At 46.2% G+C, this 25,316-nt stretch carries 21 protein-coding genes; 15 read left to right on the forward strand and 6 right to left on the reverse strand.

Translation table 11 applies throughout. From position 1 onward, the window contains the following. Nucleotides 1-51 precede the first annotated feature (51 nt). Together OPS25_RS14815 and OPS25_RS14820 are read right to left on the reverse strand one after the other, a co-directional pair. On the reverse strand, nucleotides 52-1,299 hold the full coding sequence (locus OPS25_RS14815) for an ammonium transporter (RefSeq protein WP_265618641.1): 1,248 nt from the start codon (nucleotides 1,297-1,299) through the stop codon (nucleotides 52-54). A 32-nt stretch (nucleotides 1,300-1,331) separates the two neighbouring features. After that, nucleotides 1,332-1,670, reverse strand: coding sequence for a P-II family nitrogen regulator (locus tag OPS25_RS14820; RefSeq protein WP_265618642.1), 339 nt, complete (start codon nucleotides 1,668-1,670; stop codon nucleotides 1,332-1,334). A gap of 240 nt (nucleotides 1,671-1,910) precedes the next feature. Between OPS25_RS14820 and OPS25_RS14825 the strand changes: the two genes are divergently transcribed. From OPS25_RS14825 to OPS25_RS14840, 4 genes are all read left to right on the forward strand, one after another. Beyond that, nucleotides 1,911-2,594 (forward strand): hypothetical protein, encoded by a 684-nt coding sequence (locus OPS25_RS14825; RefSeq protein WP_265618644.1) that lies wholly within the window; start codon nucleotides 1,911-1,913, stop codon nucleotides 2,592-2,594. A gap of 78 nt (nucleotides 2,595-2,672) precedes the next feature. Then, complete coding sequence (locus OPS25_RS14830; protein WP_265618646.1) at nucleotides 2,673-3,587, forward strand: DUF808 domain-containing protein; 915 nt, start codon at nucleotides 2,673-2,675, stop codon at nucleotides 3,585-3,587. Between the two features lie 344 nt (nucleotides 3,588-3,931). Then, nucleotides 3,932-4,213: a hypothetical protein gene (locus OPS25_RS14835; RefSeq protein ID WP_265618647.1), complete on the forward strand. Its 282-nt coding sequence runs from the start codon at nucleotides 3,932-3,934 to the stop codon at nucleotides 4,211-4,213. Nucleotides 4,214-4,221: 8 nt separating this feature from the next. After that, nucleotides 4,222-4,344, forward strand: coding sequence for a hypothetical protein (locus OPS25_RS14840; RefSeq protein ID WP_265618648.1), 123 nt, complete (start codon nucleotides 4,222-4,224; stop codon nucleotides 4,342-4,344). A 174-nt stretch (nucleotides 4,345-4,518) separates the two neighbouring features. Here the strand turns inward: OPS25_RS14840 and mrcB are convergent, their stop codons facing one another. Beyond that, complete coding sequence (mrcB, locus tag OPS25_RS14845) at nucleotides 4,519-6,819, reverse strand: penicillin-binding protein 1B (protein ID WP_265618650.1); 2,301 nt, start codon at nucleotides 6,817-6,819, stop codon at nucleotides 4,519-4,521. Between the two features lie 144 nt (nucleotides 6,820-6,963). On the opposite strand from mrcB, the gene OPS25_RS14850 reads away from it, so the two are divergent. Then, entirely contained in the window at nucleotides 6,964-7,332 is a 369-nt protein-coding gene (locus OPS25_RS14850; RefSeq protein WP_265618653.1) for a BlaI/MecI/CopY family transcriptional regulator, read from the forward strand. Further along, the gene (locus tag OPS25_RS14855) at nucleotides 7,325-8,536 is read left to right on the forward strand and encodes a M56 family metallopeptidase (protein ID WP_265618654.1); all 1,212 of its coding nucleotides are present in this window, start codon (nucleotides 7,325-7,327) and stop codon (nucleotides 8,534-8,536) included. The genes OPS25_RS14850 and OPS25_RS14855 overlap by 8 nt, the downstream gene beginning before the upstream one ends. 14 nt (nucleotides 8,537-8,550) lie before the next feature. Here the strand turns inward: OPS25_RS14855 and OPS25_RS14860 are convergent, their stop codons facing one another. Beyond that, the gene (locus tag OPS25_RS14860) at nucleotides 8,551-9,066 is read right to left on the reverse strand and encodes a hypothetical protein (RefSeq protein WP_265618656.1); all 516 of its coding nucleotides are present in this window, start codon (nucleotides 9,064-9,066) and stop codon (nucleotides 8,551-8,553) included. Nucleotides 9,067-9,204: 138 nt separating this feature from the next. Here OPS25_RS14860 and OPS25_RS14865 point away from each other — a divergent pair, with 138 nt between their 5' ends. From OPS25_RS14865 to OPS25_RS14895, 7 genes are all read left to right on the forward strand, one after another. Continuing rightward, nucleotides 9,205-9,531, forward strand: coding sequence for an iron chaperone (locus OPS25_RS14865; protein WP_265618657.1), 327 nt, complete (start codon nucleotides 9,205-9,207; stop codon nucleotides 9,529-9,531). A 106-nt stretch (nucleotides 9,532-9,637) separates the two neighbouring features. Then, entirely contained in the window at nucleotides 9,638-10,852 is a 1,215-nt protein-coding gene (locus OPS25_RS14870; protein ID WP_265618659.1) for a lytic murein transglycosylase, read from the forward strand. 25 nt (nucleotides 10,853-10,877) lie between these two features. Further along, on the forward strand, nucleotides 10,878-13,355 hold the full coding sequence (gene hrpB, locus OPS25_RS14875) for an ATP-dependent helicase HrpB (protein ID WP_265618660.1): 2,478 nt from the start codon (nucleotides 10,878-10,880) through the stop codon (nucleotides 13,353-13,355). A 69-nt stretch (nucleotides 13,356-13,424) separates the two neighbouring features. Continuing rightward, nucleotides 13,425-14,804, forward strand: a complete 1,380-nt coding sequence (locus OPS25_RS14880) for an MBL fold metallo-hydrolase (protein ID WP_265618661.1) — start codon at nucleotides 13,425-13,427, stop codon at nucleotides 14,802-14,804. 48 nt (nucleotides 14,805-14,852) lie between these two features. Then, nucleotides 14,853-15,476 (forward strand): RNA 2',3'-cyclic phosphodiesterase, encoded by a 624-nt coding sequence (thpR, locus tag OPS25_RS14885; RefSeq protein ID WP_265618662.1) that lies wholly within the window; start codon nucleotides 14,853-14,855, stop codon nucleotides 15,474-15,476. Between the two features lie 248 nt (nucleotides 15,477-15,724). Further along, nucleotides 15,725-17,917 carry a M3 family metallopeptidase gene (locus OPS25_RS14890; protein ID WP_265618664.1) on the forward strand — a complete coding sequence of 731 codons (2,193 nt, stop codon included), beginning with the start codon at nucleotides 15,725-15,727 and terminating at the stop codon, nucleotides 17,915-17,917. 134 nt (nucleotides 17,918-18,051) lie between these two features. Next, nucleotides 18,052-19,977, forward strand: a complete 1,926-nt coding sequence (locus OPS25_RS14895; RefSeq protein ID WP_265618665.1) for a methyl-accepting chemotaxis protein — start codon at nucleotides 18,052-18,054, stop codon at nucleotides 19,975-19,977. A 193-nt stretch (nucleotides 19,978-20,170) separates the two neighbouring features. Here OPS25_RS14895 and OPS25_RS14900 read toward each other — a convergent pair whose 3' ends face one another. Then, a complete protein-coding gene (locus OPS25_RS14900) occupies nucleotides 20,171-20,755 on the reverse strand; it encodes a hypothetical protein (RefSeq protein ID WP_265618666.1) in 585 nt (194 codons plus the stop codon). A gap of 591 nt (nucleotides 20,756-21,346) precedes the next feature. On the opposite strand from OPS25_RS14900, the gene OPS25_RS14905 reads away from it, so the two are divergent. Beyond that, the gene (locus OPS25_RS14905; RefSeq protein WP_265618667.1) at nucleotides 21,347-23,170 is read left to right on the forward strand and encodes a cation:proton antiporter; all 1,824 of its coding nucleotides are present in this window, start codon (nucleotides 21,347-21,349) and stop codon (nucleotides 23,168-23,170) included. Between the two features lie 4 nt (nucleotides 23,171-23,174). Next, the gene (locus tag OPS25_RS14910) at nucleotides 23,175-23,666 is read left to right on the forward strand and encodes a SixA phosphatase family protein (RefSeq protein ID WP_265618668.1); all 492 of its coding nucleotides are present in this window, start codon (nucleotides 23,175-23,177) and stop codon (nucleotides 23,664-23,666) included. A 186-nt stretch (nucleotides 23,667-23,852) separates the two neighbouring features. Here OPS25_RS14910 and waaA read toward each other — a convergent pair whose 3' ends face one another. After that, the gene (gene waaA / locus OPS25_RS14915; protein WP_265618669.1) at nucleotides 23,853-25,148 is read right to left on the reverse strand and encodes a lipid IV(A) 3-deoxy-D-manno-octulosonic acid transferase; all 1,296 of its coding nucleotides are present in this window, start codon (nucleotides 25,146-25,148) and stop codon (nucleotides 23,853-23,855) included. Between the last annotated feature and the right edge of the window lie 168 nt (nucleotides 25,149-25,316).

Genomic DNA, 25,316 nt, shown 5'->3' on the forward strand with positions numbered 1-25,316 from the left:
CCACCAGGGTTAAAAGGTTAAAAGCGCTTCAATGAAGCGCTTTTTTTATTGTTAAGCACGGCCCCCAGTGAAATCAGGATAAGCTTCTAATCCACATTCACTCATATCTACGCCGGCGTATTCCTCTTCTTCACTTACCCTCACCCCAAGCAGCAGTTTAATGGCAAACCAGGTCACCAGACTGACCGCAAAAACCCATATAAAAATGGTAAGTGCGCCAATGATCTGACCGCTCAAACTGACCTCAGTATTGGACACGGGCACGAGCAGTAGCCCTAACAAGCCTACGGTACCGTGTACCGAGATCGCTCCAACAGGGTCATCTATTTTCAATTTATCTAAGTAAACGATACTTAACACCACCAGCACGCCACCGGCAGCACCAAATACGGTAGCCAATAATGGGGTCGGGGTTGATGGTTCAGCCGTAATCGCAACCAACCCAGCCAGGGCTCCGTTTAATGCCATAGTTAAATCGGCTTTGCCAAACATCAGTCTTGCTAAAACCAGAGCGGCTACAGTCCCTCCTGCTGCTGCTGCATTGGTGTTCATAAATACGACAGCCACTGAGTTAGCACTTTCAACGGTGGCGGTAGCCAGTACTGAACCGCCATTAAAACCGAACCAGCCCATCCACAAGATGAACGTACCCAGCGTTGCTAACGGTAAATTGGCGCCAGGAATAGCTACTGCTTTCCCGTCTGCGGTATATTTTCCTTTCCGCGGACCAAGTATAAGTACGCCAGCCAAAGCGGCGGCTGCACCCGCCATATGTACAATGCCGGAACCCGCAAAATCTGAGAACCCTAATTCGGATAAAGTATACAGGCCGAAGACAGCTTCGCCCCCCCAGGTCCAAGACCCTTCAAGCGGGTAAATCAAACCTGTCATCACCACAGCGAAAGTTAAAAAAGCCCACAGTTTCATACGTTCTGCCACCGCGCCCGAGACAATTGACATCGCCGTGGCCACGAACACAACCTGGAAGAAAAAATCTGCTGAAGGCGCGTAAGTAGCTGGTTCCCCCGCCACCCCTGTGACACCGTCGCCCACAATGCCGTTAAGAAATAAACTCCAGTCGCTACCACCATACATGAGGCCGTATCCGCAAATCATATACATGGTGCAGGCAATCGCAAAGAGTGCGATATTTTTGGTTAAAATTTCTGTGGTGTTTTTTGCTCTGACCAAGCCCGCTTCCAGCATCGCGAAACCCGCTGCCATCCACATTACTAAAGCTCCGCATACCAAGAAATAAAAGGTATCCAGCGCATATCCAAGTTCAAATGTTATTTCCATTATTTATTCCCCAACTGATATTTTGCCGAATCTTAAATTGCTTCGTGGTCTGACTCACCGGTACGGATGCGTACCGCATGTTCAAGATCGTAGACAAACACCTTACCGTCTCCGATTTTGCCTGTTTTTGCAGCGGTTACTATCGCTTCAACTAAGCGTTCCACCTGTTCATTTTGAACCGCTATTTCGAGTTTTACTTTGGGCAAAAAATCAACCTGATATTCTGCGCCACGGTAAAGTTCAGTGTGACCTTTCTGGCGTCCGAAACCTTTCACTTCAGTAACGGTTAAACCGTCAATACCGATTTCAGAAATGGCTTCGCGAACATCATCAAGCTTGAATGGCTTAACGATCGCAGTGACTAGTTTCATGGTGTGCTCCGCAATTGACTAATGAATGTTGTTGTTCGTAAAGCAGTCTTTTCAAGAGCTGTACCAAAAAACAAACTTCAGTAGTTACAGATAGTTATTCATTTTTTTCACATATTCAGGCATAATTGACGCACAGGTATGGTGCAGTCGTGCCTATAGGCACCACAATAAGGCATTTAAATAACGGAACTATTTGTCGTGTCTGGCGTCTCTAATTGCACAGAGATAGCAGGTGTTGGTATGGATACGGCAGTTTTTACACCAGATTGGTATACCCCCCAAGCACGACAGCCCAAAAAGAAAGCGCAGCAAAGCTGGTTCTGGTTAGGCTCTTTGCTACTGCACGGTATTTTTCTGGTGCCGGTAATTCTGTTTCAGCGAAGCCATGCTCCTGACCTTCCTACTGCCACAGAGACAATAAAAGCAAGGTTAGTGTTTGCACCAATCAGCAAGAAACAAGCAGAACCTGAATTACTCCCACCCAACGAGACTTCCCTGTTAACCGCACCGGTAAGCCAACCAGCTAACCCACGTCAGGTGAACGCAAATACAGAACAGCAAAGGCCGCACCCAGATACAAGGGAAATCAGGCCATCCACCTTCGATGATCGCCACCCGGATATACCTGAAGCTAAGCTTAATCTGTCGCCAAGCGTTGCGCTGCAAACTCTCCAGTCTAGACGACGCCAAGCCCTGGTAGAAAACGCCGGTCGACAACGCAGGCGCTTGCTTACCTCACCGCAACTTCATGATCCCCACAAAGGAAAGGAAGAAGCTGATTCATCGTTTCAAACTCATAAGATAAATTGTGATAAGGGCGTAAACAATGTAATTGGCTTGCTCAGCGGCCTAACGGGGGGCTCTTTGGAGTGTTCCAATCGTGGCGCGGATATTGAAAGCTTCATCAATAAACACAAGAAGTAGAACGTCAGAGTCAGTATTTAACTTTCAATGTTTATATAAGCTGTTTATGCTAAACAAAATTTTCGAAGGACTTCACTCGTGGCCGCTGCAAACTTACTCACATTATTAGATGATATCGCCGCGCTCTTAGATGATGTGGCAGCTATGTCCAAAGTGGCAGCGAAAAAAACGGCCGGTGTACTTGGGGACGATTTGGCGTTAAATGCCAACCAGGTTAGCGGGGTAAAGCCTGAAAGAGAAATCCCCGTTGTTTGGGCGGTTGCCAAAGGCTCATTTCTAAATAAACTAATTTTAGTGCCCGCTGCGTTGCTGATAAGCGCATTTTTGCCGGTGCTTATCACCGTTTTGTTGGTTATAGGTGGCCTATATTTATGCTATGAAGGCGCAGAAAAAGTCATTCATCGGTTCTTTTTTAAACACGACGACGCCGAACGTGAAAAACGGCTAAAAGCGCTTGCAGATAGTGATATTGATTTGGTCGCGATGGAAAAAGATAAAATTAAAGGTGCAATTCGTACCGACTTTATTCTCTCAGCGGAAATTATTGTGATAGCGTTGGGTGCCGTCCAGCAAGCAGATTTTATAACCCAGGTAGGGGTACTTAGTGCGCTAAGCATTGCTATCACAATCGGTGTTTACGGGTTGGTCGCAGGCATAGTTAAAATGGACGATGCGGGTCTTTATATGCTGCGTAAAGCCGTGAGTGGCGGTTGGAACAGCTTCCAGCGCTTTATTGGCCGTACGTTGTTAATTGCAGCTCCGCTATTAATGAAGTTTCTCGCGATTGTCGGTACCCTTGCTATGTTTTTAGTGGGCGGCGGTATTCTTACTCACAATATCGAATTCGTTCACCATAGCGCACAAATAATGCTTACATGGATGCCGCATTTTAATTTGTTGGTATCTTTAGTGTATGACGCATTGGTCGGATTTATTGCTGGTTGTGGTGTGATGATGCTGGTCGTCTTCATTAAGAAAGTCACAGGTAAATAGCAAGCTAAATCTCATTTTTAAATAGGGTAAAAGTAGCCGCCCTTTTCCTTCTGCCCTACTCTGCTCTGCTCTGCTCTGCTCTGCTCTGCTCTGCATCCATGATGGTCAATTTAGCTAACATACAAAAAATTTTTAACTATTTATTAGCCATCCTCACACAACGCAAAATTCAAAAACTTGCTAATCGAAACAAAAACTCTTACAAAACAACAAATTAATAAATTTTTTCGCTCTGGCACAACTATCGCTATAGATACTGCGACTTAATCAATAACTGCCACGGTGTAATCTTAGTCAGTAAAAGGTTTGAAGCAGTTAATTTATCAATGAAAAAGGAGAAATCAATGAAATCTGTAACCCAAATTCTAACTGCTCTAATGGTTGTTTCTGCCTCTGGTGCCGCGATAGCTAAGCCACAAAGCAACGAAGTACTAAACCAGGTCATCAATTCCGAGCTACAGCAACATGTGGCCTTAACCAGTCAAGAAATCAACACCGATGTGCGTAACGATGTGCTAAATACCAGTTATCAGTTCTCGCCAAAAGTGAGCAAGCAACAAATGGTAGCAAAGGTAACCGTTCGTCAACTTAAAGAAGTTGATTTACGCAAAGATACTGACGCGTAGATTTTAGCATGATTAGCGCAATCGCAATGTTCGGTTTAGTGCTAGCGCCTGTGGCAGCCTATTTGGCCAGTGTAATCATTTTCAACGGCGTACAAGCCATTGTGCGCCGTGTTAATACCAATCCGCATTAGTGTGGTGAAAGTAAGGCTCATGCTAATGCGAATTGGTGTACGTAGTAAATCTCCATCCCGTAGGACCATTACCTTAGGTTAATGGGTAATATTCAGCCCAACCAGTCACGCAGGGCGTAACGTTCTTCACTGAATATTGACCCATTTTCCTGAGGATTTTTTTAGCGTACCTAGCTAACCTCCAAACACTTTTTCCCACCAGGTTTTATTCTTCTTTATAACAGGCTTACCGGCACAATCCTGAGCAGGCGGCGGTAATGCATCCAATATGGCGGGCACACTCATACTGTTTGGGCAGCCTGCCACTGTTACCGCGCCCGAGTGGGCATTAAAGTGAGCAATGCCTAATCCTTTAGGAAGTCGGCGGGACAGGGACTTTGGCTGTTGCATTTTCTGATAATTGATAAATACCGGTAATGCACCACCCGCGCCAGTGAGATTGATAGGCTGGTTGTTATCATTGCCCACCCACACTGTTACGACGTTATTACGATCGAAGCCGGAAAACCAACTGTCACGGAAATCATCGGTGGTACCGGTTTTACCCGCCATATTAATGTTCGGAAACGTTTGCCCTACTCGCTTCGCCGTCCCCTCCTGAGTGACTTTATATAACGCGTAATTCAGCAGATATGTAGCCCCTTCGTCCACCCGCTGCGAGTAGAACTGGGCTTTTTTCCAAAGCATTCGATTATTTGCGCTTACTACTGCGGTGACCGTATGTAAGGGGATGTAACGGCCGGTATTCGATAGCGTCTGATACATCTGATGGGTTTCAAATGGGGTAAGGGCCATGGCGCCCAGGGTCATTGCTGGCACTTTGCGAAATGAGGAAGTCACCCCTAATTGGTTAACCGTGTGCGCAATATTGTTCAATCCCACCTGCATACCTAAATTTACGGTGGGTACATTCAAAGATTGCGTAAGGGCCTGGATTAATGGCACTTGGCCACGAAACTGTTTATCTTCGTTTTGTGGTGACCACATTTTGCCACCCGTACTTTTCAAGGTGATGGGTTTATCTTCCAGCGGTGATGCCAGATTAAACGCAACCGGATCTTCTAACGCAGTTAAATACACAGCCGGCTTGATCAGCGAGCCAATTTGCCTGCGCGCCTCCAGTGCTCGGTTAAACCCTTTAAATTCGGTATCTTTACCCCCAACTATGGCGCGCACTTCGCCACTGCTGATATCTGTTACTAGCATGGCGGCCTGTAAAGCGGCTTTGCGATCCCGTTGTAAACCTTCCAGCGTTTGTTTGACCGCTTTTTCGGCTCGTCGCTGAGCGTAAATATCCAGCGTGGTAAAGACTTTTACACCAGAGTCTCGTAAAGAGGGATCAGCAAGAATATCAGTAAGTTCCCGTCGTACTTTATCCATGAAAGCCGGATGTTTTCCCTTCGCCAGACTATCTCCTGAAGCCAGGCCGATGGGCGAATTAATATAGCGTTTGTAGTCATCCCGATTGAGTTTATTCGCTTCAAAAAGTATCCTCAGGACTAAGTTTCGACGCTCAATCACGCGTTCAGGATAACGACGAGGATTATAATATGAGGGCCCTTTAACCATTGCGACGAGGGTAGCGATTTCAGCGGGATTTAATTCATTGGCTGGGCGATCAAAGTAAAAATAGCTGGCAAGTCCCACTCCATGCACCGCCATTTCCCCATTTTGAGCAAGAAACACCTCATTAAGATAGGCCTGTAAAATATCATCCTTGCTGTAGCGTGCGTCGATTAATAACGCCATTAACGCTTCTTTTGCTTTACGTACCAGAGAACGTTCGCGGGTAAGAAATAAATTTTTAACCAGTTGTTGAGTAAGTGTGCTCCCCCCTTGTACCGTCCGTCCCGCTTTGATGTTGACGATCAGCGCGCGTAAAATGGAAAGGGGAGCTACACCGTGATGCTGGTAAAAGTCTTTATCTTCAACCAGTGTCAACGCGGTAGGCAGTAGGTCAGGCACGGTATCTAAAGTTACCAACATGCGATCTTCCTGGCTGCTACTTACCAGTCGTGTCACCAGCCATGGTTCCAGACGCACGCTACCAACATTCCGTCCGGCGGTAAGATCGGTAATCGAAGTAATACGGTTTTTACGCCAGCTTATTTGCAAATGTCGCAAGCCTTCGTAAGTATCAGCAAAATGAAAGGCGCGACGCTGAATGACCAGGTTATTGCCAGAAAAACGGTACTCGCCACTTGAATCAGGCGAGCTCACATTGCGATAACCGAGCAATTTGAGCTCTTCCAGCACTTCTTTTGGCGTAATTTCCAATTCTTTTTCAAGCACCAGTGGACGGGCAAATATCTGTGCTGGCACTTCCCACTTATTGCCGGAGAAAGTGTGCTTTATCTGTGCATCCAGATAAACCAGGTAGGCGGCGAAAACTACCAGTCCGATAAACAACAATTTGAAAAAAAATCCTCGCCAGCGGCGAGACTTCGATGAGTTTTGCTTTTGCTTTTTAGCCACGCACCCTTCCTAACCTCTAAAGAGGGGGTTGATTCTGCTACCTAAGGAGAAGAATTTCCAGCCCTGATGAATAAAATAATTTGACAAAATAGATTACATGCGTAATCTTTATGCTTACAATTGTAATCTTGTTTGGAGGTAGCGATGGAAATCAGTAATGCAGAGCTTGACGTCATGCAGGTTATCTGGGGGGCACACCCTGCCACATCTGCTGAAGTGGTGGCTCGACTTGATAATAAGCAGTGGCATGAAAAAACCGTTAAAACCTTTTTAAGCAGGCTGGTGAAAAAAGGTGCGCTCACCTATGAAAAGAACGGACGAACTTACCTTTATAGCCCTGCCATTTCTGAACACGATTATCAGCTTAAAGAAAGCCGTTCAATTATCTCCCGTTTGTTTAAGGGCCGTGTTTCACCACTAGTAGCTGGTTTTGCCAAGCAATCAGATCTGACCAAAGAAGACATCGACGATTTGAAGCAAATCATCCAGGATTGGGAGAATAAACATGATTGAATGGCTGTGGCAGCAGGCGCTTGTCAGTTGTTTACTCATCTGCGCTATCTTATTGCTCAAACCCATGATGGTTAAGCACATTGGGGCCGTAGGCTATTATCTGACGTGGGCATTTATTCCTGTCTATTTACTCTTCAGCATTGCTATACCCACCCTTTATTCGCTTGATGCAGACCAGGTAACCTCATACTTAGTCACAGCAAAATCGCAACAACAAATCATTAACTACTCACTTACCCCTCATACGACTTCATTGTTGGTTTGCTGGGGAGGTGGGTTTACTGTGCTTACTGTTTGGATGATACTTTCTCATTGGCGTATGCTTAGGTCGCTTAAATTACCTAATGCTCCTACGGCATCACTCAGTTACAAAAAGAACTCGGTAAACGTTTTCTTATCAAAGAAGGTGTCAGCTCCCTTCATCACGTTAGCCCCACACTACACTATTGTGGTACCACAGCACTTCTCATGTTTAGACCCTCTCGCACGTAAACTGGTCATTCGTCATGAGCTGGTTCATATGGCCAGAGGGGATCTGTGGTGGAACATTTTAGCTATCGGATGCGCATTAGTATTCTGGTTTAATCCGTTAAGCTGGATTGGCTACCGCGAATTCAGGCACGCACAGGAATTATCCTGTGATGCAATCGTGCTTAAATCTCACCGCCCTCAATACCAGGTTCACTACGCAAACACGTTGTTAAAGTTTGCTGCTACACCCTCCCACTCTATGTTAACTAGCTTACCTTACAGCAGTAAGGAGCAACTTAAGGAACGTATTATGAACTTAAAAACCTCGATTAACCGTCCTGGCATCGTAGCAACGATAGCCGTTACCTTACTGTCAATAACTGGTGCGTTACAGGCACTGGAATTGAACAAAGATCATGGCGTCCACAATGAGCCTGTGTATCGAGCCACTCCCGTGTACCCAGCTAAGGCAGTGGAACAAAATATTGAAGGTGCTGTTACCCTGAAGTTCGATATTGAACAAGATGGTTCGGTAAGTGATGTCAAAGTGGTCGGCGCAGAGCCCGCAGGGTTATTTGACCAGGCCGCTCAGGATGCGGTGAATCAATGGCAGTACCAAAAAGGCGCACCAAAGGATGATGTGCTGGTAGAAATTGCATTTGCTCTGGGTGGCGACACGGTAAAGGTGGATGCAGCAAAGCACGAAGTAGTACAAGTGCAAAACAAAAAGTAGGATAAAAAAACATTTTATTTTGTATCACGCTTTGTGACGTCATTGATAATTTGCGGCACAAAGCGCTCTGAAAATCCCGCCACGAAAGACCAGAAAATGAGTTTCGCGATGTCAGCGCCCTGCGCCGGATAGGTAGTGGTTAAAAACGCTACTACGTTCTGAGTGGTAGGCGGAGTATCAAATTCAGGCACATAAAACGCCGGAAATAAGTGCCCCTGTACCAGCCCGGCTAGAAACAAAATATATAACACCAGTGCGAATATGCCGCCGTAAACTGGAATCATTAAAATACTGAACCAGGACTGCGACAAAAGCTGCATCTCCTCAATATCAATGTATTTTAAACGCTGCTGTATGCTGACGAAGCCTCCAATTATACCGCATTCAAACACTAGCCACGACAGCATCAGTCGCTGCTGAAAAACAAATGAAAGTGCAAACAGGATTGTAGTTAAGACAAGCGAAAGAATAGCGAAAATGATGAGTCGCCGTGAGATGACTAACATCATCTTGGTTTCGTTAAGGTCCATCGTTCACGCTCATTTATTAAACGCTATAATTATAGATGGAAAGACCGAGTTTCGGAGTGTAATCGGTTTAATTAATTACCCCATCTCAGCAAATTTAATAATGTCGATTTAATTAGTAAAAATAACAGGAGAACGAGAATGGGCATTGAAAACTATATTGCAACCGCAGAGCCCACCCGCGCAGCTCGTCTCACCGCTATTATACATACAATTCAAACGCTCTATCCCGATGCCGCCGTTACAATGGACTATAAAATGCCCACGTTTAAGAGAGAACAAGGTTGGGTAGCTGTGGCCAATCAAAAAAACTATATTTCTTTTTACACCTGCGCGGCTGAGCATATAGCTAAATTTAAACATCTCTACCCGCAAATTAAGTCAGGTAAAGGCTGCATTAATTTCAAAGATTCTGATGAGATAGATTTGCTCGCACTTGAAGTGGTCATCCACAGTGCACTAAATTAAGTCACTTCACGCTGATATTATATTTGCACCAATTATTATAAATATTTATCGCCACACGTGGCTAAGTTGCGTTAGCATGAAGGCCAGCTAATAACAGGTGGATTTTATGAATCGCATGCTACTGGCAATCAAAGTAGTCGCAATGACTACCGTTGCTTTTTCTTTTTCTTCTTTGGCCACGCCTGAATTCGATGAATGTAAACTAGAACTTCGCGACCAGGCTAAACAGTCTGGGGTCAGCCACGAAGTGGCAGATAAGGTTTTTGATAAGCTCGTTTATCAGCCGCGGGTTATTGAGCTTGATCGCAGCCAGCCTGAATTTGTACAAACCTTTCCAAACTACTTTAGCAAACGTGTGACCGACTGGCGGGTAGAAAAAGGCCGGCAGATGTACGCGGAGCACAAATCTCTACTGGATGCATTGAACAACAAATATGGTGTCCCGCCTCACTACCTAATTGCCTTTTGGGGCCTGGAAACTAATTTTGGCTCGTATAAAGGTAAAATGCCGGTTTTAGATTCATTGGCAACACTAGCCTGTGACCCCAGACGCAGTAAGTTTTTCACGCAGGAGTTGATTACAGCAGTGAAATTACTTGAACGCGAATCACTGGAACAGGACAAAATGGTAGGTTCGTGGGCAGGAGCCATGGGACATACTCAATTTATGCCCTCCGCATACGCACGTTATGCCATCGATGGTGACAATGATGGTCGGGTGGATTTATGGGAGAGTGAGCAAGATGCACTCACTTCTGCAGCAAATTTTCTGGCCGAACTCGGCTGGCAACCCGGCTTTCGGTGGGGCCGGGAAATTCAGCTTCCGGAAAATTTTGATTATGATTTAGCGGGTTATAGCAACCGTCGCACCTTGTCCGAGTGGCAAGAGTTAGGGATCAAGCAGGCCGATGGCAAACCATTGGGTGAAGGTGACGTGCCCGCCTATATTGTGGTGCCGGCGGGTTACAAGGGGCCTGCGTTTATTGCCTATCCCAATTTTCGGGTGATCATGCGCTGGAATAATTCAGAATTTTACGCCATTGCCGTTGGGCATCTGGCAGACCGCATCATCCAGGGCGAAAGGTTAGCGACAGCTTTACCTGAACTGCCGACTTATTCACGTGACGATATTATCGCCTTGCAAACAGCGTTGAATAACGCCGGTTTTGATGTGGGCAAACCTGATGGAATTATCGGCCCGGCAACGCGCAAAGGTATCCGAGCTTTTCAACGTCAACATAAACTCATTGCTGACGGCTTTCCTGGTTTGGAAGTGATGAAAAAAGCCGGCGTCTCCATAGCTAAAAAAGCCAAATCATAACGTAACCAGAGTCACGGTGGTTACGTTGGACAATCTGCAAGCCCTTCCGGCTTACGCCATCGCCGCCTCATTAAGCGAGGCAGTGGAAACCCACAATGCAATTGTGTCTGCGCCTCCGGGCGCGGGCAAATCCACTGTATTGCCACTTGTATTGTTAAACCAGCACTTCCCCGGGCGTATTTTACTGATGCAACCCCGGCGGGTGGTGGTTCGTAGTCTGGCAAATTACTTAGCCTCCTTGTTAAATGAGCCGGTAGGTAAAACAGTGGGCTACCGCATCCGCGGAGAAAGTAAAATCAGCGCGGATACACGCCTGGAAATCATCACCGAGGGGATTCTCGCACGCCGTATACAAAGCGATCCCGAACTGTCGGGCGTTAGCGTCATTATTTTTGACGAATTTCATGAGCGCAGTATTCACAGTGATTTTGGTTTGGCTTTAGCGCTAGAAGTACAGCAGAGCTTAAGAGATGACCTGCGCTTGATTGTAATGTCTGCCACTCTGGATGAACAACGTTTACAGACACTGATGCCCGATGCCGTAAGTTTACGCTCAGAGGGGAAAATGTATCCGGTGGAAGTGCATTATTGCGGACAGACTAAGCCTGAAAACCTTGTTCCCGTTATGGTTGCGACCATCGAACAAGCCTGTGACGAAGTAACCGGCGATGTGCTCGCTTTTTTACCTGGCGCGGGGGCCATCCGCAAAGTAAGACAACAACTGGAAAATAAGCAGATATGTAAAGGTGTAGCAATACACGAGCTGTATGGCGCCCTGGGCAAATCTGCTCAGATGGCAGCGTTAGCGCCTGATCCGACCGGCAAGCAAAAAATTATCCTTGCTACGAATATTGCCGAAACCAGCTTAACGATCGCTAATATAGAAGCGGTGGTGGACTCAGGCTTAGAGAACGTTGCCAGCTATCAACTTGATGGCGGCTTCACGCAGCTTAATCAATACATGATTTCGCAGGCTTCGGCAACCCAGCGTATGGGGCGAGCGGGCCGCTTACGTAAAGGTAAATGTTACCGGCTGTGGGCCAGGGAGCAGCACGATCGTTTGTCAAAACAGGCTACCCCGCAGATTTTACTAGAGGATATCGCGCCATTATTGTTAGAGTCGTTGGCCTGGGGCAGCCAGCTTAACGAAATGGCTCTTTTGGATGTACCCAGTGCTGCGCAGCAAGCGGCAGCGACGGATGTCTTAGACCGTATAGGCGCTATCGACAGCCAGCAGATCACTTCTTACGGCAGGCGTCTTGCGACCTTTCCTTGTCACCCGAGTATCGCGCACATGCTAGTTTGTGCCCGAGACCTCGGCGAGCAAGAGGCTGCCGCCGCAGCGATTATCGCCGCTTTGTATGAAGAGAGCGCTTTGTTCAGGGATCAGATATTGGTATCTGAGATTATTCGCTATCTTGATCCCGCCAGTCGCAGGCGCGTGGAAAAACAGGCGGGACGATATCAGCGGTTGCTATCTGATCGTCCGTTGCCGGCTCCCCATACCTTGCCAGAGGAAAAATATGCTATTGCGATCGCGCTGGCATTTCCGCACCATCTTGCGTTTAAGTCTAGCCAGAACACATTTAAATTGGCTAATGGCAGAGGTGCGCTGATACCTTCAGGTATTATCGAAAACTCCGACTGGTTAGCAGTGCTAAACGCCCAATCGCTCGGAGGCGAGTTGATCATTCGCCAATATCAACCGATATCACAGACGCAAATTAATCAACTTTATCCGGATGCGATTACTATCGAAGAACAGGTATGTTACAACAGTGATAAAAAGCACATGCAGGCAAGGCAGATCCGCCGGTTTGGCGAGATAATACTGGACAGTCAGCCACTTTCAGACATCCCGCGCTCGCAATTTTCCCGAGCGTGGTTATTACATCTGCAAACCTTGCCACCACAACAGTGGCCCTTTGATGAAGCTACATGGCAATGGTGGTATCGCGTAAAGCTGGCCCAGAAGCTGGTATTACGTCAACCCCAGGCCTTTGACACACCTACCCCATGGCCGGTACTGGACAATCCATTTATTGATTTTCCCGAGTCATTTTGGCTGGACAAACTCGCTCCATGTAAAAAATGGGAGCAGGTTGAAAAATTACCCTGGAAGTCTCTTCTCAAGCAGGTGCTGGATTGGCCGCAACAACATGCGCTGGATACCTATCTACCTGAAACCCTCAGTATTCCTTCTAAGCGAGACATTCCTATCAAATACAGTGATACCGGTAGTGCCTGCGTCGCCGTAAAAATGCAGGAAATGTACGGTGAAACACAGCGTATAGTGGTGGCGGACGGAAAATTGCCGGTAACGTTCTCGCTGCTTTCGCCGGCCGGCCGTCCACTTCAGACCACCCAGGACTTAGGCGCATTTTGGCAAGGCAGTTACCGTGACATTCAGAAAGAAATGAAGGGACGTTATCCAAAACATTTCTGGCCTGATGATCCTTCACTAGCCTTGCCCACCACCCGTACAAAAAGGTTCATGAAATAATGGGGTAAACCTGATCAATCCTATTCGCTTCTTCATATAAGATTTCACTAATGCCACGAGGAGAATAGAATGGAAATTCAACGATTCAAAGCCAAGGGGTTAGCCCAACTCTCTTATTTAGTGTCAAGTAAAAATGAAGCTTTTGTGGTCGATCCACAACTGGATTGTGAGCAGTATTTGCAAGCGGCTGCGGAGCAGAATGTCACCATAAAATTTGTAGTAGAAACCCACCGTAACGAAGATTTCATCTCAGGGGCAGCGGTTTTAGGCAGCCAGTTAAATATTCCTGTCTATCATGGTCAACACAGTGATGCACCTATCGAATACGCCGAATCGGTTAAAGACGGTGATACTTTCGATGTGGGCGAACTCAAGCTCACTATTATTGAAACTCCGGGACATACCAAGGACAGCATTTGTATCGCCGTTGCCGATACCAGTATCAGTGACGAAGTAGTGGCTATCTTTACGGGGGATACTCTTTTTGTAAACGATGTCGGTCGAACTGACTTCTATCCCGAAGAAAAAGAGCACATTACCGCCACCCTCTACGAGAGTCTGCAAAAGTTAAATGAACTACCAGGTGAAACCGTGGTGTACCCAGCCCATGGCGCTGGTTCTGTTTGTGGTGGGGGAATGGCTGATAGGGAATTCTCCACACTAGGCTATGAAAAGCGGCATAATCCCAAATGGTCGCTAGCTTCCAAGGAACAATTTGTAAAAGAAAAGCTCGAGGAGACCCATTATTACGCGCCGTATTTTGAAAAAATGGAACGGCTGAATTCAAAAGGTCACTTAGACTGCATCGTACATCGTGATATTCCGGCGCTGAGTGCGCGCGACGTCACTGAGTTTGCCACTCAAATTGAGCAGGGCACGCTACAGGTCATTGATGTAAGAAATAAAGATGCATTTTGTCAAACACATATCCGTGGCAGTTTGTTTTTTGGGGCTGGATTAACCTCAGCTTATGGCGGCTGGTTTTTAGACGATGATACTGAGATTGTTATAGTGGCGCCCGATGCCAACGCCGCCAAACAAAATGCCATCCAGTTAAAACGCATGGGCTATGAGAAAATTCAAGGTTACGTAGTAGACTTGCCCGTACGCACCGGCGATGAAGCGACTGATAAGGGATTAAGTGCGATTGAGGTGATAACCGCGAAGGAGGTGGAACACCGAATAGCACAGGATAGGCAGGCATGGAGTTTATTAGATGTCAGAAAACAGGATGAGCGTGATACCAACGCAATTGAGGGCTCCGACTATATTTATTTAGGCTATTTGCCAGAGAAGTTCGCAGAATTAGATAAAGACCGTCACTATACCTGCTATTGTGGTTCCGGTGTGCGCGCTACCACTGCTGCCAGTTTTCTTGCTCAGCAAGGGGTGAAAGATGTCGATGTTATGGAGGGGTCGATGAAGGCGTGGAAAAAATTGAAAGGATAGAGTCTGATCCGGTATCCTGGAGCAGGCCACGCTTATTCAGGAAACACTATGCGATGCTTTATTGGCTTAGATTTAACTGCTCAACAAAAGCTAGCCCTGCAAAGCTGGCAGCAAAAAGCGCTGCCAGAAATCCGCAGTCGGAATCAGACGCCGTCCGCTAAGCGTCACATTAAAGACGCTATCCGCAATGCGCCTGCTATTCCAGTCGCGGTGCCTGCTGCAAACTACCACATTACCCTGGCGTTTTTAGGCCACCTTTCTTCCAAACAGCAAGAGTCATTGATTATGCGCTTGGACGAGGTGCACGCGCATCCAGTGATGTTACAGCTTAACCGAACAGGCTATTGGCAAAAGCCTAAAATTGTCTTTGTTGCACCTGAGCAGACCCCACCATCTTTAGGCTCATTGCATACCCAAATTAGAAAAGCAGCCAGAGAGGCCGGCATTGAAACCGAAAATCGAGACTACCACCCTCATGTTACGCTAATGAGAAAAGCGCCGCCTTCGTTACCTCCGCCGCTTTTTGCACCCGACATAACTTGTGAGTTCAATGCTTTTCACTTGTTTGAATCGGTCTCTACCCCCAATGGAGTAAGCTATCCCATACGTCGAAGCTGGAAATTGGCGCCGGACCTGAACGTGCGGGAGAAGTTGCGTAGAGGGTTAATTTAACCAGGAAAGATAAGGTAATACCCGTTTACTTGCCTTCCCGTCGATCATTTTGTTGGTGCCGCCTGCCCGAGGTTCTCAATAAATTTAAGGCGGTTTGCCGCTCATTCCTGCACAGTATGGGCTTGATGAAAGCGCGTAGTTTATCAATTTTGAGCTATTCGGCACGATTGCGCGGTAGAAGACGTTTAACTTCTTTGTTGCTTCCCTTAGTATACGTTTCGATATAACGACAATAATGGAAGTACACCATGGGAAAACTTAACACAACACTTACCGCAGCGGCGGTCCTTTTAGCCTTAGGCGCTTGCTCGGAACAAAAACCTGAACAAACTGAGCAAACAGCAGCGGTTGATAAAACAATGAACGAGCAGGCCAAAACATACGACAACATTCTATTAAATGAATACCAAGGCCCGTATGGCGGCGTACCGGCATTCGACAAAATGGAGCTGAAAAATTTAAAGCCTGCCTTAGAAAAAGGCATGGATCTGCAACGTAAAGAGATTGAAGCCATTGCCAACAACCCTGAGCCACCGACTTTCGAAAACACGATTGTCGCTATGGAGCGTGCGGGCAAAGAGCTTGGTAATGTATTTACCTATTACGGCATTTGGAGCGCTAATATGTCCAGCCCTGAATTTCGAGAAATTCAGGCTGAAATGTCGCCGGTATTATCTGCATTTTTTACTGAAATCACTCAAAATGAAAAGCTTTTTGAACGTGTGAAGGCCGTTTATGAAGGGGAAGAATATAAAACTTTGGGTACCGAAGAACAGCGCGTTACCTGGTTAACCTATAATGGTTTTGCCCATAACGGTGCCGCGCTGGATGGCGAGAAAAAACAGCGTTATGCAGAGATTAACAAAGAGTTAGCCTCGCTTTATACGCAGTTTTCTAACAACGTATTGGCAGATGAAGAAGGCTATGTCACCTATATCACTGAAGATCAGCTAGACGGATTGCCTGAAACCTTCATTAAAGGTGCGGCTGCGGCAGCTAAGTCGCGCGGTGAAGAAGGTAAATATGCCATCACCAATACTCGCTCATCCATGGATCCCTTCCTGACTTACTCGACAAACCGTGAGTTACGTGAAAAAGTGTGGCGCACATACTACAACCGTGGTGACAACGGGGATGCGTCAGATAACAATGAAATTATCAAAAAAATCCTTAAACTCCGCCATGAACGGGTGCAGCTTCAGGGTTATGATAATTATGCGCAGTGGCGCTTAGAAGATCGCATGGCAAAGAACCCTGATAATGCCATGGACCTGATGATGAAAGTGTGGCCCGCAGCCATCGCCCGCGTGGAAGAAGAAGTGGCCGACATGCAGAAGATCGCAGACGAAGAAGGCGCTGATATTACTATTAAGCCTTGGGATTATCGCTTTTACGCAGAAAAAGTTCGCCAGGCTAAATACGACCTGGACTCTAACGAAGTAAAACAATACTTACAACTGGACAAATTACGCGAAGCCATGTTTTACGTAGCAGGCCGTTTGTTCAACTTCGAATTCAAAGCGGTAGCGGAAGGTGAAGTGCCGGTCTGGAACGAAGATGTAAAAGTATGGGAAGTGTTAGATAAAGACAGCAAAGAACATGTTGGTCTTTGGTATCTTGACCCGTTCGCCCGTCAGGGGAAACGCTCAGGCGCTTGGGCGACGACATACCGCAGCTACACCACGTTTGATGGTAAGGAGACAGTGCTCTCGTCTAACAACTCAAACTTCGTTAAAGGTGCAGAAGGCGAGCCTACCTTAATCTCTTGGGATGATGCTGAAACCTATTTCCACGAATTTGGTCATGCGCTACATTTCTTATCAGCTGATGTGAAATATCCGACTTCGCATTCCGGTGTACGTGATTACACGGAATTCCAGTCGCAACTGCTAGAACGTTGGTTGACCACCGATGAAGTCATCAACCAATACTTGGTTCATTACGAGACGGGCAAGCCAATTCCACAAGAGCTGGTGAACAAAATCAAAAAAGCGTCAACCTTCAACGAAGGGTTTAAAACCACTGAATACCTGGCGTCAGCCATAATGGATTTGAAATACCATACTACAGATCCTGCCAACATTGATCCTGACAACTTTGAACGCGAAGAGCTAAATAAGCTCAATATGCCAGAAGAAGTTGTCATGCGTCACCGCAGTCCTCACTTCGGTCATGTGTTCTCCGGCGAAGGTTACGCAGCGGCATATTACGGATATATGTGGGCTGAAGTTTTAACCGCAGACGCCTCAGAAGCATTTGCTGAAGCACCCGGTGGATTCTATGATAAAGAAGTCGGCGACAGACTGGTCAAATACTTGTTCTCGGTGCGCAATGCGATGGACCCTGCAGAAGCTTACCGCAAGTTTCGTGGCCGGGATGCCAAGGTCGAGGCGTTAATGCGCGACCGTGGTTTCCCCGTACCAGAAAAAGAAGGCAAATAATCACCTTCACTAAAAAGGCTGCGCTCGCAGCCTTTTTTATTTGTTCATTTTTAGCTAAGCTAATCCCCTTCATACCTTCTCATGACAAAGGCATCAGGCGACCTTTGCGTAATGACACCATTGAGGAACACTGAGTGACAGCAGCATTTAAAGCACTAAGTATAAAGAATAAATTTCTACTTACCTTACTCCTTGCCGTATTGCTATCCTGTTTACTGGTCAGTGTGGTCAGTCAGTTTATAGCCCGAGATTTGGTAAAGAAGGAAGTTGAACAGCAGCTTCTGCCAAGTAAAGTTGGGCAAATTGCTAATCGGGTCGACAAAGAAGTTAGTGTGATGCTTACGGTGGCACACAGCATTGCTACCAACCCCTATATGATTGAATGGTCTGCTGCTGGTGCCGACCGAAATGGCGAACAAAAGCTAGTAAACTATTTAGCCAAGCTAGCCGCTAAAAACCGATTGGCTGCGGCGTCTTTTGTCGATAGAGAGACTTATAACTACTGGAATCAAGACGGTTTTTTAAGAAAACTTAAAAACGATGAATTTGATGGGTGGTTTTTCGCTTATAAAGATAGCGGGAACGTCAGCTCATTAAGTCTGTATAACGAGCCCAACGTAGGTTACCGACTTTATGCCAATTATCAACAACCTGATGGGCGTGGTATGTCTGGTGCCGCCAAGGATGTGGATGAGCTACTGAATATAATGAACAGCGTGCAGCTCGCTGATACGGGCTTCATTTTTCTGATAGATGGTGAAGGCAATATCATTGCGCATCCTGATACCCAGTTACTGGGCACCAGTTCTCTTGCCGATATCAGCGATAACCCCACTCAATCGGCTTTGCTCACCCCGTCTCCTTTTAATCTCACCCAATTAGAAATTGAGGGCGAAAGCCAGCTTATGGCGAGTGCGTATATTCCTTCAGCCAATTGGTATGTAGTCGCCCAAGTGCCAGAAGCTGAATTGTACAGTAAGTTAGCCAAATCAAATTTAATGGTCTTTGTGTGGGCCATCGTTATCGCAATCCTGTTTGCTTTTCTAGGTCGTGTATTAGCTAATAGTATTTCGAGACCAATAGAGGAATTAGCTGATGCCTTTCAAGTGTTAGGCCGCGGAGAGGGAGATTTGAGTACCCGTTTAGCTATTCCTGAACAAAAAGAAACAGCAAGACTGGTGAAGGGGTTTAATAGTTTTATAGGCAGCCTGCATGCCACCATTAATACCGTAGCGATAACGAGCACCCAACTACGCAGTGCGGCACGTGATGTGGCGGAAAAATCTCATCAAACTGAGGAAAATAGTAAGCTTCAGCGGGATCATACGATCCAGGTCGCCACCGCTTTAACGCAAATGGGGTCAACGGTAACACAAGTGGCTCACTCCGCTTCTTCCGCTGCAGACGGAGCAAGCAATGCGACTTCCACTTCTGAACGGGGCCGCGGGCTCACCCACGATGCTGTGAAGTCGATAAGCCGCCTTTCATCGCAAATAGAAGGGGTGGCAAAAGTCATCCAGTCACTCGACGAGCACACCTCCGCGATTGGAGGCATTCTGGATACTATTCGCGGTATTTCTGAGCAGACCAATTTATTAGCGCTTAACGCCGCCATCGAATCGGCCCGCGCAGGTGAACACGGTAGAGGCTTTGCGGTGGTAGCGGATGAAGTGCGCACCCTTGCTCAGCGTGCTGCCAGAGCAACCGATGAAATTCAATTAAAAATCGATATGTTCCAAAAAGACTCCCGTGAAGCGGTTCAGCAAATGACATCGAGTCGAGAGCAGTCAAATCTTGTGGTGCAGTCAGCGAAAGCACTGGATGATATTTTGCAGCAGATAGCTAGCGAAATTGACGGCATTAACGAAATCAATACTCAGGTGGCTACGGCTACCGAACAACAGACGGTGGTAGTTGAAGACATAAATGTCAATATTCATGAAATCAGTGACACTAGCGAAGATACGTTGAAAACAGCTTCTTCGCTGGTTGTGGTTAGTGATAAATTAGATAAATTAGCAAGCGATCTGGCAGCTCAGGTGGATCGCTTTAGGATATAAACCTGATTTACCATCCAGATTTGCTAGTTGGCTTTTATCATGCTGTTTACTAAGCATCGTTTGCCGACAACATACGCAACATTGGAACGCAAAGGCTTTCTGCCATTGGTTTATGTAGCTAAAATTGCCAAAAAAAAACAGCCCTGTTGGGCTGTAAAGAGTGGTTGGGAAACACACTTGATTGGCAAAAAGATCAAAAAACAATTGAGTAATTCATTCGTAGCTGATTGTCATAGGCTTTGTTCCACGACAATCCCAGCGCAGGGTTCTCGGCACTCCATTTTTCTCTTACTGCAGAGAACAGTAAGTGGTGGGTATCGCGAAACCCTTCGGTTCGCATATTGAGTGAAACGGCCTGACTGGTAGGTAAATCGATTGTTTCGGCAAGCGGTATATTAATTTCATGTGCAGAAACTACGCGGTTGCTTATTCCCCAAGCGTAACTGCCCATTTGGTACCATGAAGCTAATTGGTAACCTTTTGAGGATACTTTTTGATTGAGAACACCGTAGTCCTGGCGCCCTTTTTCGTAATGTAAGGTTGCTTCAATTGTCATACGAGGAGAAAGGTGTTGGGCCATCGTTAATTCATATTCGCGCTGCTTATACCCATTAAATCTAAGTTTCTTTTTGGTAAACGTAACCGCAAAGTCATCCGCTCGATTAAGATAGTCAGTGATAGCGTTACCTAAGTCAGAAGAATAAGATGTCGCAGCAAAACATGATGAACCCGCTAGGGCCAGGGCGGTACCACAGATTATTCGATTAACCATTTTCATCTTACCCCCTACTGACCTATTAAGACTTCGCGGCATATCGACAAAAACAGATATGCGATAGCAGATGAACAAATTATATACAGGTAAAGAAGGTTATTGGGTATGTAAAAAGATGCCTATGAATAAGAAGAACGATAAAAAATCACTAAAGTTTTGGCAAGGAGCGCCTTCCACCATGCGTTACTGTCTCGGATCCCTTATGACAATTAGCAATTCGCACTCAGGGCTGATCACTAACCACTTGCCACTGTGCGGACTATCTATTAACGGTTGTAAACTTACTTATAACTGCAGATACACATGGTCATTTGCCGAATCGTTTAGCACCCTCACATTTACAAGGTGATGGGCGCAACTTGAGCAATCGCCTGAAATCGAGGCTAGCGCTATTATTTCGGATATGGCGAACCTAATCTGCTGTGCACTGACATTGATTGGGAGTAAGATGCAGGCAACCGCACAGTGATATGCATGGCGATACTTAGATTTTATCATTTAGATCTGACAGTCATCCAACTTCGGGTTATAAAAGTATGTACCATAAGCAATTTATTTTGCTAAACAATTAACAAACAATAACAGGAACGCACATTGTTTGATCCAATGATCTCTCTGGTTCTAGTGGGCTTATTGTCCATCGCTTGTCAATACTTTGCTTACCGAGTAAGGCTCCCGGCTATTTTGCCTCTTCTTATAATCGGTATCATTGTCGGCCCCGTCTTCGACGTGATCAATGCAGACAGATTATTTGGTGATCTGTTATTCCCTGTGGTCTCACTGTCAGTCGCGATCATTCTATTTGAGGGAGCGTTAACCCTTAAATTTAAGGATATTGCGGGGCATGGCAATATGGTACGCAACCTGTGCTCAGTAGGTGTGGTGGTAACCTGGGGAGTGGCCGCAGTAGCTGCCCATTTAAGTCTGGGAATGTCGTGGCAACTGGCCTTTTTATTCGGTGCAATTGTAACCGTGACCGGCCCCACCGTGATTGTTCCTATGATACGGACCGTGCGCCCCAACACCAATTTAGCCAACATATTACGCTGGGAAGGCATTATCATTGATCCGATAGGCGCATTACTCGCGGTATTGGTATTTGAGTTTATTGTGGCCGCTCAAGGATCAGCGATATCCCATACCTTCTTAATCTTCGGAAAAACTATTGGTATAGGGCTCGTTTTGGGTTGGGCGGGGGGATATTTTCTCGGTATTTCATTACGTAAAAACTGGCTCCCCCATTATTTGCAGAACACCGCGGTATTAACCATTATCTTAGGTGTATTCGCAGCTTCCAACGTAGTGGCGCATGAGTCAGGGCTTCTCGCTGTAACGATCAGCGGTATGGTCTTGGCGAACATGAAAAATGTTAATGTTGAAAGCATACTGGAATTTAAAGAAACCTTAAGTACCTTACTCATTTCCGGCCTGTTTATTTTGTTAGCGACACGCCTGGATTTATCCGCCATAGCAGCCGTGGGAGTGCCAATAATCGTCGTGTTGATTGCGGTAATGTTCGTGGCAAGACCGCTGTCGGTGCTGGCATCCTCCGTAGGAACAGGCTTGAACTGGCGGGAATTGGCGCTAATCAGCTGGATCGCCCCACGCGGAATCGTTGCTGCAGCAGTCAGTGCGTTATTCTCCCTTAAACTTGAAGAAATCGGCTATGAAGGTGCAAGTATTATTGTGCCCATGGTGTTTATGGTGATCATTGCCACTGTCATTATTCAAAGCCTTTCTGCGGCGTATGTGGCAAAATGGCTCAACGTACGCGCTGCGCCGCCCACTGGTTTTTTAATTTTTGGTGGAAGTAAATTTAGTCGCTTACTTGCTAAAGAGATGATGAATCAAAAGATTGGGGTTTGTATAGCTGATACGAACTGGGACGCTATCCGCGAAGCACGAATGATGGATATCCCGGTTTATTTTGGTAATCCTATGTCAGAGCATGCGTCTCGCAATCTGCAAATGGAAACCATCGGTACGGTTCTTATCATGTCGCCCTATAAGCAGCTCAACCCGATGGTTGCTTATCATTTTGAATACACTATCGGAAAGGTAAATGTGTGGGGGCTATCCAATAATGAGCAAGCCGCAAGACCCAGTCATCAGGTGAGTGAACATTACGCTAAGAAGCTTACCTTGTTTGATGAGGGTGTAACCTATGGTTATCTTGCCTCCGCTGTTGCCAGAGGAGCATCCATTAAAACCACCCGCATTACCGATGAGTTTACGTTTACAGATTACATTGAAACCTATGGCGCTCGAGTCACGCCGCTAATCGCGATAGATGACTCCAATCATTATCATACGTTTTTGAATCTTGAAGAAATCGTACCTGAAGCCGGGTGGAAAATAATCAGTCTGATCGAACCTGAACAAGATGACGAAACAGGCCATAAGCATAGCCAGGGGTAAAAATATGAGTCATTTTCTTCGTAGTACACTATTTTTAACGTTGTTTATGGGTGTGGGAGTGGATGCAATGGCATTTGATGTGTACTTAACACGACATTTTGAAAAGCAGTCGCATTCCCAAGATCCAGCTCTAGCGGCTAAAGGACTTAGGCGTGCTAAACAATTGGTTAACCTATTGGAAAATGCGGATATAAAGAAAATCTACAGCACCCAATATCGACGCACTCAGCAAAGCGTAGCGCCCTTGTCACAACAGCTGAAGATTGAGGTAGAGATTTACCCTGCCAATGAATTAGATGCGTTAGCAAAGCGAATCAAAGCAGAGAAAGTGAATGTGTTAGTGGTGGGCCATAGCAACACCATCCCTCCACTGAGGGCTTTACTCGGGGGCAAAGCCAAAGAAATGAGTGAAGAAGAGTTCGGCGAACTATTCAAACTTAAGATCGTCGACGAGCAAGTTACCATGAGTTCGCAGCAAGTGGGTGTAAACGAGTAGCCCCTCTCTAAGAAGGTGCGGTCCTTTTAAAACGCGCGTCAGAGTTCTTTCTGCTGCTGTTTTTTGTTCACTAGATTAAGATGAATGCGTCTTCTTTCGTCATACTGAATACTTTCATTTAATCAGATTAAACGATTGCTCAGTTGGCCTGATTATCTAAAACTCCCTTTATTCCAACCCCACACATCATTTGGCCGATTCCAGGCAAGCGATAGTTGCGTCTACTGCCCCCTGGTTTTTAGTTAATACTGCAAACCCTGCTCGCCCCAACTCATCAGCCTGGGCAGGATGTTCAAGCCAATTCAGGCAATGCCGGCTGATGTCGTTCGCATTATTGACCAGATAGAGGGCACCGTGATCCCGAAGATAATCACAAATTACAGAATTATTATACTGATGCGGCCCCATTAAAATAGGAACAGCGGCTGCGGCAGGTTCGAGTGCATTGTGGCCACCTTTGTCAGCAAGACTTCCCCCTACAAACGCAATCTTGGCAACCTGATATAAATGGTTGAGCTTGCCCATTTCATTGACCAGTAATACCTGCACGTCATCGGTAACATGATGAGCCTCACTGGACAAACGGTATTCAAATGGTGAATCCGCCAATAATTTTTCCACCTCTTTAAACCGCTGTGGGTGTCTGGGTACGATGGCTAATAAGGCGTTGGGATGCGTTTCGATTATTGTGGAAAAGGCGGTTAACAGGACTTTTTCCTCAGGATCATGAGTGCTGCCAGCAACAATAACGGGGCGGTTATTCTGCCGCAATTGCAGAAAGTCAGTCTCGGATAGATTGTCAGAAATAGCCTGATCAAATTTTATATTGTTGGTAAGTGTAAGTTTATCTTCTGGGATCCCTAGTTTCGCATAATGCTCGAAATCACGTTCGCCTTGTGCGCAGACATGCGATAACTTAAACATCATCGGTTCGAATAATGCTGATACTTTTGCATAACGAGAAGCCGAACGCTCCGTCATTCGAGCATTTATGACTACCGCTGAGATACCCTTTTTCCAACAGCAATGAATTAAATTAGGCCATAGCTCCACTTCAGTGATCACCACAAGCTGGGGTTGGAGGCGATTTAACATGGCATTCATCGCAAAAGGTAGGTCCAGAGGCAGATAAAAATGATGAACGCTATCACCAAACAACGTATTGACGCGGGCTGAACCGGTTTCGGTGGTGGTGGTAATGGTAACTGGAATATCAGGGTGCAGTTTTTGCAGCTTTTTTATTACGCACGAGGCAGCCATCACCTCGCCAACGGAGACACAGTGAAACAGATAACCCTGTCGATTCGCTGGAACTGGAACAAATCCTAATCGTTGTAAAAAATTGGAATGATAGGCGTCAATTTGATTCACCCCCCACTTGCGGAACTTCAACCAGAATACGGGAAGCAGCAAGCAAAGTAGCAGAGTATATAGCCAGCGGGCTAACTCTTCGTGCCAGTAGGGCGTATAACGATTGTTCAACTGATGTTCCCTAGGTTGTTTACCTTAACTATAAACCCTCTATTGTAAAGCGATGCGCGCAGCATGCAAAACTAACTGATGCATTGCGCAATCTAATGGGTTTACCCCACTGTGATAAGTAACCAAATTCTTTCACTTAAAAATCACCCTTTTGCTAATGACGCTCCG

The organism is Alteromonas aquimaris, assembly GCF_026183695.1.
Classification (GTDB): Bacteria; Pseudomonadota; Gammaproteobacteria; order Enterobacterales; family Alteromonadaceae; genus Alteromonas; species Alteromonas aquimaris.